Origin of the sequence: Mesorhizobium sp. M7A.F.Ca.ET.027.02.1.1 (assembly GCF_004022985.1) — a bacterium.
GTDB lineage: Bacteria > Pseudomonadota > Alphaproteobacteria > Rhizobiales > Rhizobiaceae > Mesorhizobium.
This window is the reverse complement of the sequence record NZ_RZOL01000159.1, coordinates 1-13359: the sequence shown is the minus strand read 5'-3', so window position 1 is coordinate 13359 and position 13359 is coordinate 1. Positions and strand designations below refer to the sequence as shown.

The 13359-nt window shown below is 62.9% G+C and carries 13 protein-coding genes and 1 pseudogene; 10 read left to right on the top strand and 4 right to left on the bottom strand.

All coding sequences use genetic code 11. From position 1 onward, the window contains the following. Positions 1 to 1125, top strand: a 1125-nt coding sequence (locus tag EN749_RS18325; protein WP_245491444.1) for an HlyD family secretion protein, incomplete at its 5' end; no start/stop codon positions are given. A gap of 305 nt (positions 1126 to 1430) precedes the next feature. Beyond that, a complete protein-coding gene (locus tag EN749_RS18320; protein WP_128363648.1) occupies positions 1431 to 2963 on the top strand; it encodes a DHA2 family efflux MFS transporter permease subunit in 1533 nt (510 codons plus the stop codon). 2 nt (positions 2964 to 2965) lie between these two features. Here EN749_RS18320 and EN749_RS18315 read toward each other — a convergent pair whose 3' ends face one another. Next, positions 2966 to 3475 (bottom strand): CAP domain-containing protein, encoded by a 510-nt coding sequence (locus EN749_RS18315; protein ID WP_127322629.1) that lies wholly within the window; start codon positions 3473 to 3475, stop codon positions 2966 to 2968. Between the two features lie 59 nt (positions 3476 to 3534). Next, a complete protein-coding gene (locus EN749_RS18310) occupies positions 3535 to 3891 on the bottom strand; it encodes a helix-turn-helix domain-containing protein (protein WP_127395619.1) in 357 nt (118 codons plus the stop codon). A gap of 106 nt (positions 3892 to 3997) precedes the next feature. Here EN749_RS18310 and EN749_RS18305 point away from each other — a divergent pair, with 106 nt between their 5' ends. From EN749_RS18305 to EN749_RS39590, 4 genes and pseudogenes are all read left to right on the top strand, one after another. After that, positions 3998 to 4702, top strand: a complete 705-nt coding sequence (locus tag EN749_RS18305; RefSeq protein ID WP_127395620.1) for a glutathione S-transferase family protein — start codon at positions 3998 to 4000, stop codon at positions 4700 to 4702. A 204-nt stretch (positions 4703 to 4906) separates the two neighbouring features. Further along, a pseudogene (locus tag EN749_RS18300) lies at positions 4907 to 5732 on the top strand (DUF2189 domain-containing protein). A gap of 14 nt (positions 5733 to 5746) precedes the next feature. Next, positions 5747 to 6220, top strand: coding sequence for a dienelactone hydrolase family protein (locus EN749_RS39595; protein ID WP_348629362.1), 474 nt, complete (start codon positions 5747 to 5749; stop codon positions 6218 to 6220). Beyond that, positions 6220 to 6606, top strand: coding sequence for a dienelactone hydrolase family protein (locus EN749_RS39590; RefSeq protein WP_348629361.1), 387 nt, complete (start codon positions 6220 to 6222; stop codon positions 6604 to 6606). Before EN749_RS39595 ends, EN749_RS39590 begins: the two co-directional genes overlap by 1 nt. Before the next feature lie 180 nt (positions 6607 to 6786). Here EN749_RS39590 and EN749_RS18290 read toward each other — a convergent pair whose 3' ends face one another. After that, the gene (locus EN749_RS18290; protein WP_164874005.1) at positions 6787 to 7950 is read right to left on the bottom strand and encodes a pilus assembly protein; all 1164 of its coding nucleotides are present in this window, start codon (positions 7948 to 7950) and stop codon (positions 6787 to 6789) included. A 387-nt stretch (positions 7951 to 8337) separates the two neighbouring features. On the opposite strand from EN749_RS18290, the gene EN749_RS18285 reads away from it, so the two are divergent. Together EN749_RS18285 and EN749_RS18280 are read left to right on the top strand one after the other, a co-directional pair. Next, complete coding sequence (locus tag EN749_RS18285) at positions 8338 to 9198, top strand: TIGR01459 family HAD-type hydrolase (RefSeq protein WP_128363647.1); 861 nt, start codon at positions 8338 to 8340, stop codon at positions 9196 to 9198. 6 nt (positions 9199 to 9204) lie between these two features. After that, complete coding sequence (locus tag EN749_RS18280) at positions 9205 to 10185, top strand: bifunctional riboflavin kinase/FAD synthetase (RefSeq protein ID WP_127395622.1); 981 nt, start codon at positions 9205 to 9207, stop codon at positions 10183 to 10185. 15 nt (positions 10186 to 10200) lie between these two features. Here EN749_RS18280 and EN749_RS18275 read toward each other — a convergent pair whose 3' ends face one another. After that, a complete protein-coding gene (locus EN749_RS18275) occupies positions 10201 to 10755 on the bottom strand; it encodes an HdeD family acid-resistance protein (protein ID WP_127331536.1) in 555 nt (184 codons plus the stop codon). Positions 10756 to 10949: 194 nt separating this feature from the next. On the opposite strand from EN749_RS18275, the gene EN749_RS18270 reads away from it, so the two are divergent. Together EN749_RS18270 and EN749_RS18265 are read left to right on the top strand one after the other, a co-directional pair. Continuing rightward, positions 10950 to 11756: a MipA/OmpV family protein gene (locus EN749_RS18270; RefSeq protein WP_127331538.1), complete on the top strand. Its 807-nt coding sequence runs from the start codon at positions 10950 to 10952 to the stop codon at positions 11754 to 11756. Positions 11757 to 11989: 233 nt separating this feature from the next. Then, positions 11990 to 13359: class I tRNA ligase family protein (locus EN749_RS18265; protein ID WP_145990942.1), on the top strand; the 1370-nt coding region annotated here is incomplete at its 3' end.

Sequence of the window (13359 nt, the reverse complement as noted above, 5' to 3'; positions counted from 1 at the left end):
GCGCAGCTGGCCGCGGCCCCGGCGGCGGTTGCTCCCCCGGTACAGCCGGCCCCAGTGCCCGTGAAGAAAAAGCGCCGGCTGGGCCGCTTCCTGCTGATGGTCGCGCTGCCTGCGGCATTGGCTGTCGGCGGTGGCTATGTCTGGGTCACCGGCGGCCGCTATCAGGAGACCGAGAACGCCAATCTGCAGCAGGCCAAGGTGTCGATCGCTTCCGACACGGCCGGCCGCATCGTTAAGGTCGACATCTTCGATAACCAGCTGGTCAAGCAGGGTGACGAGCTGTTTGCCATCGACCCCGAGCCCTACCGGATCGCGCTGGCGCAGGCCGACGCGGCGGTGGCGGGCGCGCGTCTCAATGTCGAGCAGTTGCGCGCGGCCTATGGCCAGTCGATGGCTCAGCAGAAATCCGATGCCAGCCAGGTCGCCTTCGCCCAGTCACAGTTCGACCGCGCCGCCGATCTCGCCCAGAAGGGCATCAACGCCAAATCGTCGCTCGACGAAGCCAAGAACGATCTCGACAAGGCCAAGCAGCAGCTGGCGGTTGCCGAGCAAGGCATCATCAGCGCCAAGGCAGGCCTTGGCGGCAATCCCGACATCGAGACCGACAAGCACCCGACCGTGATGGCCGCGCTCGCCGCGCGCGACAAGGCGGCCTACGACCTGGCCCAGACAACGGTCAAGGCGCCGGCGGACGGCATCGTCAGCCAGGCCTCGTCGTTCAAGGTCGGTCAGTATGTCGGTTCCGGCACGCCGCTGTTTTCGCTGGTCGAGACCGGTGACACCTGGATCGATGCCAATTTCAAGGAAACGCAGCTCACCCACATGAAGCCCGGGCAGAAGGCCGAGATCGTGGTCGACACCTATCCAGGGCGCACCTTCGAGGCGACGGTCAAGGCGATCGGCGCCGGCACGGGAGCCGAGTTCTCGCTGCTGCCCGCCCAAAATGCCACCGGCAACTGGGTCAAGGTCACACAGCGTATCCCGGTTCGTCTCGAACTGATCGATGCGGACGCCAAGATGGCGTTGCGCACCGGCATGAGCGCCACCGTTACCGTCGACACCGGCGTGGCGCGTGGCCTGCCCTCGATCTTTGGTCACGCCACGGCTGGCGAGGCCGCGCAGTAACGTCAACAGATTGCCGCAGGACCAGCGGCGGAGGTGAATAGCAGGATTGGTCTGATGGGAGGAGCTGGAAGGATCAGCGTTTGGCGCTGCCGCGTCGCGGCCTGGCCGAAATCTGAAATCTCCGACGCGGACCCGTCGGTCCTCATGTTTCCGGGCGGCAGGCATCCGCTCATCAGAGACTTTCAGTCGATGTAACCCCCACATCGACGATCGCGTCCCACCGCGACGAGGGTCTCTCAACGGAAGGCGTTGCCGCCCGGAAACCCCTTGTACACGTTTTTGTTACCTGCTGGAAGTTCCACGCCATGAGCACGCCCGAACCCTTCAAAGAAGTGCCGCATCGCGGCCTGATCACGGTCGCGCTCATGCTGGCGACGGTCATGCAGGCGCTCGACACGACGATCGCCAACGTCGCTCTGCCGACAATGACGGGCGATCTCGGCGCCTCGCCGGACAACATCAACTGGGTGCTGACCTCCTACATCGTTGCCGCCGCCATCATGACGCCGGTCACCGGCTGGCTGGCCGACCGCTTCGGCCGTAAGGAACTGTTCCTGACGGCGGTGGTCGGCTTCACCATATTCTCGATGCTGTGCGGCATCGCCTGGAGCCTGGAGTCCATAGTGTTCTTCCGGCTGATGCAAGGCGTGTTCGGCGCGGCGATCGTGCCTCTGTCGCAAACCTTCCTGCTCGACATCAATCCCAGGGAACGCCATGGCCAGGCGATGGCCATCTGGGGCGCCGGCATCATGCTGGGGCCGATTCTGGGCCCGACGCTGGGTGGCTGGCTGACCGAAAATTTCAACTGGCGCTGGGTGTTCTTCATCAACCTGCCGGTCGGCATCGTCGCCTTTCTCGGCATGGCCGCCTACTTGCCGGCCGTTGCCCGGCGGGTGCGCGGCTTCGATTTCTTCGGCTTCGCCATGATATCGCTCGGCGTCGGCGCGCTTCAGCTGCTGCTCGATCGCGGCGGCGAGGTCGACTGGTTTTCATCGGTCGAGATCTGGATCGAACTTGGTCTTTCGCTCACCGGCTTCTGGGTGTTCATCATTCACACCATGACCGCCGAACACCCTTTCATCGATCCCAAGATCTTCCTCGACCGCAATTTCGTGACCGGGCTGGCGTTCATCTTCATCATGGGTGTGCTCATCCTGGCGAGCATGTCGCTGTTGCCGCCAATGCTGTCGACCATCTTCGGCTATCCGACCGTCACCATCGGCGTCGTCATAGGGCCACGCGGTGTCGGCACCATGATTTCAATGCTGGTCGTCGGCCGGCTCATGAGCAAGATCGACGCCAGGATCCTCGTGGTCATCGGCTTCCTCCTGACCGCACAGTCGCTCTACACCATGTCCAGCTTCACGCCGCAGATGGACAATTGGCTGATCATCAGCTCCGGCGTCATCCAGGGCCTGGGGATGGGAATGGTGTTCGTGCCGCTGTCGACCGTCGCCTTCGCCACGCTTGACATTCGCTTCCGCACCGATGCCACGGCCCTGTTCAGCCTGGTGCGCAATCTTGGCTCGTCCATAGGCGTGTCGGTCGTGACGGTTCTGATGGTGCGCAACACGCAGATCAATCACACCGAGCTTTCGGCCTTCATCAACCCATTCAACCCCAATCTTTGGGCGGTCTCTCCTGCCGCCGCGAGCGGCGATCCGACGGCGCTTTCGCAGGTCGATCGCATGGTCAATCTGCAGGCGATGATGATTTCCTACGTCAACGACTTCAAAATACTCATGGTGATGACGCTGCTTGCCATCCCGTTTGTTTTCCTGCTGCGCAAGCCCAAGCAGGCGCCTGCCGGCGGCGCGCCGGCAGCGCATATGGACTAGCTCTATTTTCCGAGCACGAGGCTCCAGTAACGGAGCTTGCTGTCGCCGCCGTCGCGCACATAGGCAAGGCCGAAGCGGGTGAAGCGCGGGTCGAGCATGTTGCGGCGATGGCCAGGTGAATGCACCCAGATGTCGAACAGCTTCTCGAGGTCGAAACGACCCTCGGCGATGTTCTCCGCCGCGGCGCCGGAAATTCGATTGTCCTTGACGCGCGAGGCGAAATCCTTGCCCCAGCCGGTGGTGTGGCTCATGCGGCGGCGCTGCGCCATGTAGCCGGCCTGCTGCAGGGCAGCCTGTTCGAGTTGCCGGTCGGCGACCAGCGGCGCGAGCCCCGCCGAGGCGCGGATGCTGGCCAGCGTGCTGGTGGCGGAGGAGGAGACCCCGGCGCCTTCGCCTGACGGCAGTGAAACGGTGCTGCAGGCGGCGAGGCCCGCCAAGGCTGCGAGGCCGGTCAGCACCATGCGTCTGTGCAGATTCGGGATCGGGTGGGTTTCGATTTTCGCTATGGTCATGCCCCTGAGATAACGTCGATCATGGCTTTTGCCGGGCAGGGCGGCGAAAATCGAAGATGTTAGGCGGCAGTATCGAGATCTGCGTCCGAGGAACCGCCCATCCGGTCGTCTTCCGTATGCACCCACCACGACCCGAGCGCGTCGATGAGCGGTACAAGCCGGCGGCCAGGCGCTGTGAGGTCATAGTCGACCCGCAACGGATAACCCGGACGCACCGTGCGCCGCACGATGCCGGCTTCTTCCAGCTTGCGCAGTTCCAGGGTCAGGATGCGATGCGACACGGTCGGGTTGTCACGTCTCAGTTCACTGAACCGCTTGGTCCCGTCCTTCAGATAATAGAGCAGCAGTGTGGGCCAGCGACCGCTGAGCACGCGCATGGTCTCTTCGATCGGGCAGCGTGAGACGACGTCTTTCATGGGCGGATCCTGGTTACAGAATTGTGCGTAATTTACATGGGACGACAAGCGTTTAGGGTCAAGTTTCGCTGCGCGGCGTGATCCTCTCAATCACGGAAGAAAACAAATGGAACCTATCCTCCTTTACGGCTTCCCGGCGGGAAGCTCGATGGGGCTTGTCGCTGCCTTTGAACGCGTCGGGCAACCCTATCGCCTGTGCCGCGTCGACATGCTCACCGAGATGAAAAACGATGCCTATGCCAGCATCAACGACCGTCAGGAAACGCCGGTGCTGATCACCGACGAAGGCCGGGTGCTCACCGAGACAATGGCCATCGCCTCGTGGCTCGAAGCCCGCGACACACAGCGCCGCATCAGCTTCGAACCGCGCACGCCGCAAGCCGACCGCATGCACCAGCTGATGGCCTTCGTGAACACCGGTTTCACCGCCGCCTTCAGCCCGCTCTGGGTGGCATTGGAAATGGCGGCGGATGAACCGGCGCTGAAGGCGACCTTGCGGGAGTTCGGCCGCAAGGCCGTTGCGGAACGTCATGATCGGCTCGAGGCGATGATCGCCGACACGGATTTCCTGGTCGGCGACCGGCTGACGCTGGCCGATACCACGCTGATCGGCGTGGCGCGCTGGGCGGAGTTTCACCAGGCGATCGACGGCGCTGCCTATCCCAAGCTGGCCGGATTGCGCCTTCGCATCGAATCCGATCCGGCCGTGCGTTATGCGCTGGCTGTCGAGGATGGCGAACAGCCCGCCGGTTCTGGCGCCTGCCTTGGCCACGTCCCCCTGACTGAGGTGATCGATCGCTTCGCTTCATAAGTTGCCAGCCGCGCGGCGCCAAGTGCATGGCGGCGCGCGGCGCCAAGTCTGCTGCCGCCCGGTTCAACCAGCCGTTACCGGCGGACTTGGCGACAACTGCTTCTAAATCGGCTAGGATAACGCTGTACGAGAAATGGCAGCTCCGGGCGGCCATCCAGGCGGTGACCGCCCCGACACACCGCCCCGACACACGGGAGGAAGGTTATGGCCGGCTTTCATGTCATGGCGGACGCACGTGGAATGCATGTGCAGCCAACGGTGCGCCGCATCACCACGTCGGACCTTTGGGACGCGCTGCGTCTCGGCTTCGAGGATTTCTGGGCAAAACCATCGCACTACGTGTTCCTGTGCCTGATCTATCCCATTGTCGGCTTGATCCTGACGCAGTGGACGTCCGGCGCCAATGCCATCCAGCTCATCTATCCCCTGATGTCGGGTTTCGCGCTGCTTTGGGCCATTTGCGGCCCTCGGCCTTTACGAGATCAGCCGCCGGCGCGAGCTCGGCATGAACACCTCCTGGCGGCACGCGTTTGACGTGCGGCGCTCGTCCGCGGTTCCGTCGATCGCTGTCATCGGCGTCATGCTGGTGGCGCTGTTCCTGCTGTGGCTCTACACCGCGCAATCGATCTACACTGGGCTGTTTGGCGACCAGCCGCCGGCCTCGATTGGTGGCTTCATCCGCGACGTGCTGACCACCAGCAAGGGGTGGACGCTGATCCTTGCCGGCAATGCCGCGGGCTTTGTCTTCGCCGTAGTTGTGCTGGCCACCACCGTGGTTGCCTTCCCGCTGCTGCTCGACCGTGACGTCGGCGCCGTTTCGGCGATCGAGACCTCGGCCCGGGCGGTGATGGCCAACCCGCTGCAAATGGCGCTGTGGGGCTTGCTGGTCGCCGTGCTTCTGGTGATCGGTTCGATCCCGCTGTTTGCCGGGCTCGCCGTCGTCATGCCGGTGCTCGGCCATGCCACCTGGCATCTCTACCGCAAGGTGGTCGAGCCCGAGCGGGTACAGCAGATAAGGCGGCCGATGTAACGAAGCAGGCACCCATGGCCTTCTCCCTGCCGAGCCTGCCCAACAAGATCGTCTGTCTGACCTGCCTTTGTATCGGTAGCTATCTGCCTGCCGCGCCAGCGCGCGCTGACCAGCCGGTGCAGTTTGAAAGCGCGGCTTCGGAGCCAACGTCATTTCAGAAGCGCATTGCGCAAGCAGGCGGCAAGGTCCCGAAGGCCGTTCCCGGCACGCCGCTGCAGGGGTATTTAACGCGTCCGCCGGGTGAGGGGCCGTTCCCGGCTGTCGTGGTTCTGCACGGATGTTCAGGTCTGCCCGGAAGTGTAAAGAAAACCTGGTCCGAGCGACTGTCCTCCTGGGGTTACGTCGTCCTCGTCGTCGACAGCTTCAGCACCCGCGGCATAAAGGAGACCTGTGATGGCCTCCACTCTGTTGATCGCGTATATGACGCCTACGGCGCTCTGGAATTCCTATCGAAATACAGTTTGTCGAACCGCGGCGCATTGCGTTGATGGGGTTCTCCGCTGGCGGGAACGCAACGCTCGAGGCCTTGCAATCTGGTGGAGACGAGCGGCTTATGGAGCGCAAATTCAAGGCTGCGATCGCCTACTATCCGGATTGTTCGGCAACGAATGGCGACATGGCGGCCCCGACCTTGATACTGATCGGCGAGCTTGACGATCGGACCCCCGCCAAAATTTGCCAGGAGATGATGACGCAGCGCAGCGGCAAGGGAAGCTCCGTACAGCTTGACGTCTACCCGGGTGCTCGTCACGGATTTGACTCCGCAGGATTGAAGACTGGCATCGAGACCTATGGTCACCGGATGCAGTACAATGCGGCCGAGCAATCCATCCTTGCCTCTCATGCATTCCTGAAAGACGTCTTCGGCGGCTGATAGTGGCGACTGCCGTTTTGCACTCTCAGCGCTGCGCGTCTGTCGCCATCTTCAGCGCGAGTGCCTTCCGCACCGTGCCATCAGCCGGCGCCGGATGACCGATTTTCGCAACCGATGTGCCGATCGAGACGGTGGGCGACCGGCGCTTTCACTACCGCTGACGCACGAAACGTGGCCTCTTCATTTCGCGAGAGTGATGCGGCGACTGGCATACATCTCGCGATTTCCAAGCATGGCCGTGCAATCCGTCCTGACGGACGAGTTTCCCGTCATCAGCACGGTCTTGCCGACAAGCCTCAGACAATCGCCCTGACTGCTCATATCTGAGTTGCCAGCGTAGGAAATGGGCGCGTCAGGCGCATAGACGAAACCGCTGATCGTGGAATTTGCCCCGCCATTGAGCGTCAAGGCGGACGTGTTCCCGTGATCCTCGAAAATGGTGATGCCGGCATAGGGGCCGCTGGTGGACGGGGAAAGGTCCACTTTCTCATTGGCATTTATGTAGAGCTGTGCGCCTTCCATGAGGAATATAGTCACGCCGTGGCCTGTCAGGCTACCGTTGCCGCCGGGCTTGATGGTGGTGCCGCGCAGGATGTAGACGCCCGGATCAAGTGTGATGTCCCCCGACAATGTCTTGTCGCAATACGTGCCGGGCGACAGCGTGTAGGTTTTGCCGTTCGGGACCGGCAGACACAATGTGAAGGGGGGAGGGACGACGTCGGCCAGAGGATCAAAAGACGCATATTGATGTTCGAGCGGCATTCCACAGGTGAGTGTGGCGTTGGGTGACGAAAGCCCGGAAGTGCCGCCGACAGTCGAGACGCAGCCCGCTGAAACCAGTGCGGAACCGCCCCTGTTCACGGCGTCGGGCGCATCCGAGTTTGCCGCGATCACGCAGTTGCTCATCGAGACGCTGGTCGAGCCCTGCAGGCTCACGGCGGCGGATGCCTGCGGATCGAGCGCCAGCACGCAGGCTTGCGCGCCAGGCTCAAGTTTGACCGAGGCCGAGCGGTGAGCCTGCCAAGCGGGCGCGCCGCTGATGAAGCTTGCTCGGCTGATTTTGGACGAAACCGAGATGTAGTAGGCGCTCGGGTCGCCGCTCGCGGCTGCCGAAAAGGCGGAGACGCTGCCCGAATATTCTTGCTGGTCGGCAATGCTCATATTGGCCGCGAAAAATGTCAGCCCGAGCGCCTGGACATCACCTGCCGTCATGCCGGGCGAATACTTTGTGCCGACGGCGAGCCCCGCCGCGTCCAGTGAGTTCTGCAATTGCGCGGCATCCTCGCTGGTGCCCACCAGATCCATGACTCCGGCAACGCCAAGCATCATCGGCAGCATCGCCATGGCGGTTGCCAAGGGAAAGTTGCCGCGCCTGTCGCGCGCGAATCCGAGGATCATCGCTTTTAGCATCCCAGCCCAGAAACCAGTGGTCGGCATGACGATGCTCATAAAACGCTAATTTTCACGTTGCTGGATGCGTCAAAGACCGGCCAGTTTTTTGGAGGTTAGTTAACCATGCCGGCCCCACGGCACGATAGTGCGCCGCCATTGCAGCTACTGAAGCGAGGAAACCTTGGACTTTACCCATCGCAGCCTTTCGCGCGAGACATCCACTGCCGCTCGCGCGCCTGGCGAAAGCTGGTGACAGGCCGGGACGGTTCGGCTAATCCGAACCGGCTGCGGCGAACCGTCGGTCGCGGCGTCGCAACGATCACGACTGAAGGAAACGGCATGGCGAATTCGCCTGAAATCATCGGCTCGCTCGAAGACGTGTCGAAGGCCTATTCGGCAATCCTGTGCGACGTCTGGGGCGTGGTCCATAATGGCGAAACGCATTTCCCGGTGGCGGCTTCCGCACTGGCAAGGGCTCGAGAGGCGAAAATCCCCGTCGTCCTGATCACCAATTCGCCGCGCAGAAGTGCCGATGTCGTGGCGCAGATGAACGCGATCGGTGTTCCACCGTCAGCCTACGACCGGGTGGTTACCTCAGGCGACGTGACGCGGGATCTGATCGCCGAAGGGCCGCGCAAGATTTTCCCTATCGGCGCCGACCGGGACGTCACCCTCTATGAAGGTCTCGACGTCGAGCTTGTCGAGGAGTTCGAGGCGTCCGGCGTCGTCTGCACCGGCCTGTTCGACGACGAGGTCGAGAAGCCCGAGGATTACACGGAGCTCCTGCGGCGGCTGCGCGCCAGGAACCTGCCTTTCATCTGCGCAAATCCCGACATCGTGGTCGAGCGCGGCGAACGCATGATCTGGTGTGCCGGCGCGCTGGCGCGTGACTATGCCCAGCTTGGCGGCCGCACATTGATCGCTGGAAAACCATACGCGCCGATCTACAATCTCGCGATGAAGGAAGTTGCCGAGATTCTTGGCCGGCCGGTCGAGCGCGGCCAGGTGCTGGCCATCGGCGACGGCATGATGACCGATGTGAAGGGCGCCGCCGACAATGGCTTCGATGTTCTTTATGTCTCCGGCGGCATCCATGCCCGCGACTATGGCGATGCCCTGCAACCGGATCCGGCAAGACTGGCGGCGTTCCTGGAAAAGCATGGCTATGGTCCGGTGGCCGTCATTCCCAGACTTCGGTAGGTGACGATGGCAGCCTTCCAACGCGTCCTGGCAACCGCGCCGCTTCCCGCCGACCTGCGCGGCGGCGTGGTGGCGATCGGCAATTTCGATGGCGTCCATCGCGGCCATCAGGCGGTGCTCGAGCGCGCCTCTGCCGAGGCCGGACGGCGCGGCGTACCGGCCCTGGTGCTGACGTTCGAACCGCATCCGCGCAAGATCTTCAGGCCTGATATCCCGTTGTTCGTGCTGACGCCGCCGCCGATGAAGGCGCGGCTCCTGTCGCTGCTGGGCTTTGCCGCGCTGGTCGAGCAGCCGTTCACGCGCGACTTCGCCTCGCTGTCGGCGGAAGCGTTCGTGACGGATGTGCTGGAAACGAACCTTGGCATTACCCACGCCGTGACCGGGTTCGATTTCCACTTCGGCAAGGATCGTCAAGGCGGCCCGGCCTACCTGATGGCGGCGGGTGAGCGTCACGGCTTCGGCGTCACGCTCGTCGACGCCTTCCGGGACGAGGGCGCCGAGGTGGTGTCGTCCAGCCGCATCCGCGGATTGCTGGGCGAGGGCGAAGTGGCTGAAGCCGCCGGTCTGCTCGGCTACCGCTTCACCGTCGAAAGCGAGGTGGTCGGCGGACAGCAGCTTGGCCGCACCCTTGGCTTTCCAACCGCGAATATGAGGCTGTCGGCGGAAGCCGCACTCAAGGAGGGCATTTATGCCGTCCGCTTCCGCCGCGCCGACGGCACGCTCCACGACGGTGTCGCCAGCTTCGGCCGTCGCCCGACGGTCGACGACAATGGCGCGCCGCTGTTGGAAACCTTCGTCTTCGACTTCTCCGAAGACCTCTATGGCGAGGTCTGTCAGGTTTCCTTCTTCGGTTTCCTGCGCCCGGAGGTGAAGTTCGATGGGCTCGATGCGCTGGTCGCGCAGATGAAGCGCGATGAAGCCGAGGCACGCGCGCTGCTTGCCGGCGTCAAGCCGCTCTCCGATCTCGACGCGGCCATGGCTTTTTGAGTCCAGGCATGATCCCTACTTTTTCAGCGCCAGGCCGACGGCGATGAAGGTCCAGCCCTGGAAGATCAGATCGATCGCAAGGAACAGACCGAGCACCCACAGGCTGTTGACCGGCCAGCCCATGGCGATTATCAGACCTGCAAGCGCGCTGATGACACCGGCGGCGACGAGCCAGCCCCAGCCGCGTTCCGGCCGGTGGCTGTAGCCGACCCAGGCCCTGAGCACCCCTGACGCGACCAGCGCGATCGCCAGCAGGAACGTCAGCACCGCCGAGGCAAGCAACGGATTGCCGAAAGCGAAGAAGCCGGCGACGGCGTACAGCAGTCCGCTGAGCAGCCAGTAGAAGAAGCGATTCCAGGACTTGACGCCGAACGCGTGCACGATCTCGATGATACCCGCCATCAGCATCAGCCATCCCACGACGTAGACGGAAGCCACCGTGGCGACGAACAGATTGGCGAAGGCAATGCCGCCGAAGATGAGCAGCAGCACACCGAGTGCGACAAACCATCCCCATTTTGTCCGTGTCTGTTCGATCCCGATTTTCAAGGCATCGCCATGCAGGGTCATTGTCGCGGTCTCCATCGAGGGCTGCGGAATACTGCGGATGGAAGGTAATCCGGGCGCGAGCCAACGTCCAGCCGATGACCGGCAGCGGGATCGCGGCAAAGCGCGAGCATATGTCTCGGCTTTAAATCAAATTTTACCAAACGGCCGTCAAAGCTGTCATCGGCAATCATATGCGTTGTGTTAGTGGAGTGGCCATGAGTTCGGTCGGAAGAATCTCTCTTGTGTTGGCCGCCGCGGTGCTGGGTGGGACGGGCGCTGCCAATGCGGGCGAGGGCAGCTGGCTGTCCGGCGACTGGTATCTGACCGTAGGTGCCACCGGCATGGTGGCGCCGAATTTCGAGGGCGGCAAAAAGTACCTGCTCAGCGCCTCGCCGATCATTTCGCTGGGCAAGGCCGGACCTGCTGCCCGCTTTGTCTCGCGCAACGACAACATCTCGCTGGCGCTGGTCGATGATGGCGGTTTCCGCGCTGGCCTGACCGGCAAGTTCCTGTTTTCCCGCGATGACGACAACGCCGATGAGCTGAAGGGCCTCGATCCGGTGCGCTGGGGCGGGGAAGTCGGCGGCTTCTTCGAATTCTATCCGACCGACTGGCTGCGCGCCCGCGCCGAGCTGCGCCACGGCATTCGCGCTCACAACGGCTTTGTCGCCGACATTGCCGCCGACGCCTTTTACGATGTGACGCCGACCGTCAGGATTTCGGGCGGCCCGCGTGTTTCCTTCGCCTCAGGCAATTATTTCGACGCCTATTACGGCGTCAACGCGCAGGAAGCCGTGGCCTCGGGCTTGAGCGAATATCATCCCGGTGGCGGGCTGAAATCGACCGGCCTCGGCGGCGCCATAACCTGGAAGGTGACCGAGCCGATGACCGCCAGCCTGTTTGGCGAATATTCGCGCCTGATGGGACCGGCGGCCGATTCCAGCCTGGTCAAGGAGCGCGGCGACCGCAACCAGTTCATGATTGGCGTGTCGACCACCTACCGCTTCGATTTCACGATGTAAGTGAATCGAACGAGACGCTTTATTCCTGCCGTGGCTTCGGCTAAAAGCCCAGCCATGACCAGCTTTTCGCGCCTTTTCGCGATCGCGATACGAATTACAGGCCCGGTGTTCCGGGTGGCCTGAGCGCCGCCGGAGCCGCCGGGAGTTTCTGCGCGCCCCCTCGCGCTTTTTCCATAACATGATAGTTCACGCCCGAGCTTGTACGCCCGCCGGGCAATGCAAATGGCAGACCAATGACCGATACAACTGAAACGATCGACTATTCCAAGACGCTTTACCTGCCGCAGACGGACTTCCCGATGCGTGCCGGCTTGCCGGAGAAGGAGCCGCTGCTGGTCAAGCGCTGGCAGGACATGGATCTCTACCGCAAGCTGCGCGAGAGCGCTGCCGGCCGCACGAAATACGTTCTGCATGACGGGCCACCCTACGCCAACGGCAACATCCATATCGGCCACGCGCTGAACAAGATCCTCAAGGATGTCATCACCCGCTCGTTCCAGATGCGCGGCTACGACTCGAACTATGTGCCCGGCTGGGACTGCCACGGCCTGCCGATCGAGTGGAAGATCGAGGAGCAGTACCGCGCCAAGGGCAAGAACAAGGACGAGGTGCCGGTCAACGAATTCCGCAAGGAATGCCGTGAGTTCGCTTCGGGTTGGATCAACGTGCAGGGGGCCGAGTTCCAGCGCCTCGGCGTCATCGGCGATTTCAAGAACCCCTATACGACGATGGCTTTCCATGCCGAAGCGCGCATCGCCGGCGAGCTTTTGAAATTCGCCATGTCGGGCCAGCTCTATCGCGGCTCCAAGCCGGTGATGTGGAGCGTGGTCGAGCGCACGGCGCTGGCCGAGGCCGAGATCGAGTACCACGACTATGAGAGCGACACGATCTGGGCGAAGTTTCCGGTCGCCAGCTTGGCCCGCCCTGTCGATGGCGAGACCAAGCTGACGGAGGGCGCACTCGATCTGCTGCAGGCACATGTCGTCATCTGGACGACGACGCCATGGACGATCCCCGGCAACCGTGCCGTCAACTATTCGCCGCGCATCAACTATGGCCTCTATGAGGTCACGGCAGCCGAGAACGCATTCGGCCCGCAGCCGGGTGAAAAACTGATCTTTGCCGATGCGCTGGCCGAAGACTCCTCGGTCAAGGCCAAGGTCACCTTGAATCGTCTCCGCAGCGTTTCGGCGCAAGAGCTTGGAATCCTTACGCTTTCGCATCCGCTCAAGGGTTTTTGCGGCGGCTACGACTTTGCCGTTCCGATGCTCGCCGGCGACCATGTCACCGACGATGCCGGCACCGGCTTCGTCCACACCGCGCCCGGCCACGGCCGCGAGGACTTTGACGCCTGGATGGATGCGGCGGTGGATCTGCGCGCACGCGGCATCGATCCCGCCATCCCGTTCACCGTCGACGATGGCGGCTTCTTCACCAAGGACGCGCCGGGTTTCGGCCCCGACCAGGAGGGTGGACCGGCGCGTGTCATCGACGACAACGGCAAGAAGGGCAACGCCAACCAGGCCGTCATCGACGAGATGATCAAGCGCAACGCGCTGTTCGCGCGCGGCCGGCTGAAGCACAGCTACCCTCACTCCTGGCG

Excerpts from the sequence above, each read along its gene's own strand:
- EN749_RS18285 (WP_128363647.1), top strand. The coding sequence starts at position 8,338 with ATGGCGAATTCGCCTGAAATCATCGGCTCGCTCGAAGACGTGTCGAAG.
- EN749_RS18290 (WP_164874005.1), bottom strand. The coding sequence starts at position 7,950 with ATGGCGATGCTGCCGATGATGCTTGGCGTTGCCGGAGTCATGGATCTG.
- EN749_RS18275 (WP_127331536.1), bottom strand. The coding sequence starts at position 10,755 with ATGACCCTGCATGGCGATGCCTTGAAAATCGGGATCGAACAGACACGG.
- EN749_RS18305 (WP_127395620.1), top strand. The coding sequence starts at position 3,998 with ATGGAACCTATCCTCCTTTACGGCTTCCCGGCGGGAAGCTCGATGGGG.
- EN749_RS18310 (WP_127395619.1), bottom strand. The coding sequence starts at position 3,891 with ATGAAAGACGTCGTCTCACGCTGCCCGATCGAAGAGACCATGCGCGTG.
- EN749_RS39595 (WP_348629362.1), top strand. The coding sequence starts at position 5,747 with ATGGCCTTCTCCCTGCCGAGCCTGCCCAACAAGATCGTCTGTCTGACC.
- EN749_RS18280 (WP_127395622.1), top strand. The coding sequence starts at position 9,205 with ATGGCAGCCTTCCAACGCGTCCTGGCAACCGCGCCGCTTCCCGCCGAC.
- EN749_RS39590 (WP_348629361.1), top strand. The coding sequence starts at position 6,220 with ATGGGGTTCTCCGCTGGCGGGAACGCAACGCTCGAGGCCTTGCAATCT.
- EN749_RS18270 (WP_127331538.1), top strand. The coding sequence starts at position 10,950 with ATGAGTTCGGTCGGAAGAATCTCTCTTGTGTTGGCCGCCGCGGTGCTG.
- EN749_RS18320 (WP_128363648.1), top strand. The coding sequence starts at position 1,431 with ATGAGCACGCCCGAACCCTTCAAAGAAGTGCCGCATCGCGGCCTGATC.
- EN749_RS18315 (WP_127322629.1), bottom strand. The coding sequence starts at position 3,475 with ATGACCATAGCGAAAATCGAAACCCACCCGATCCCGAATCTGCACAGA.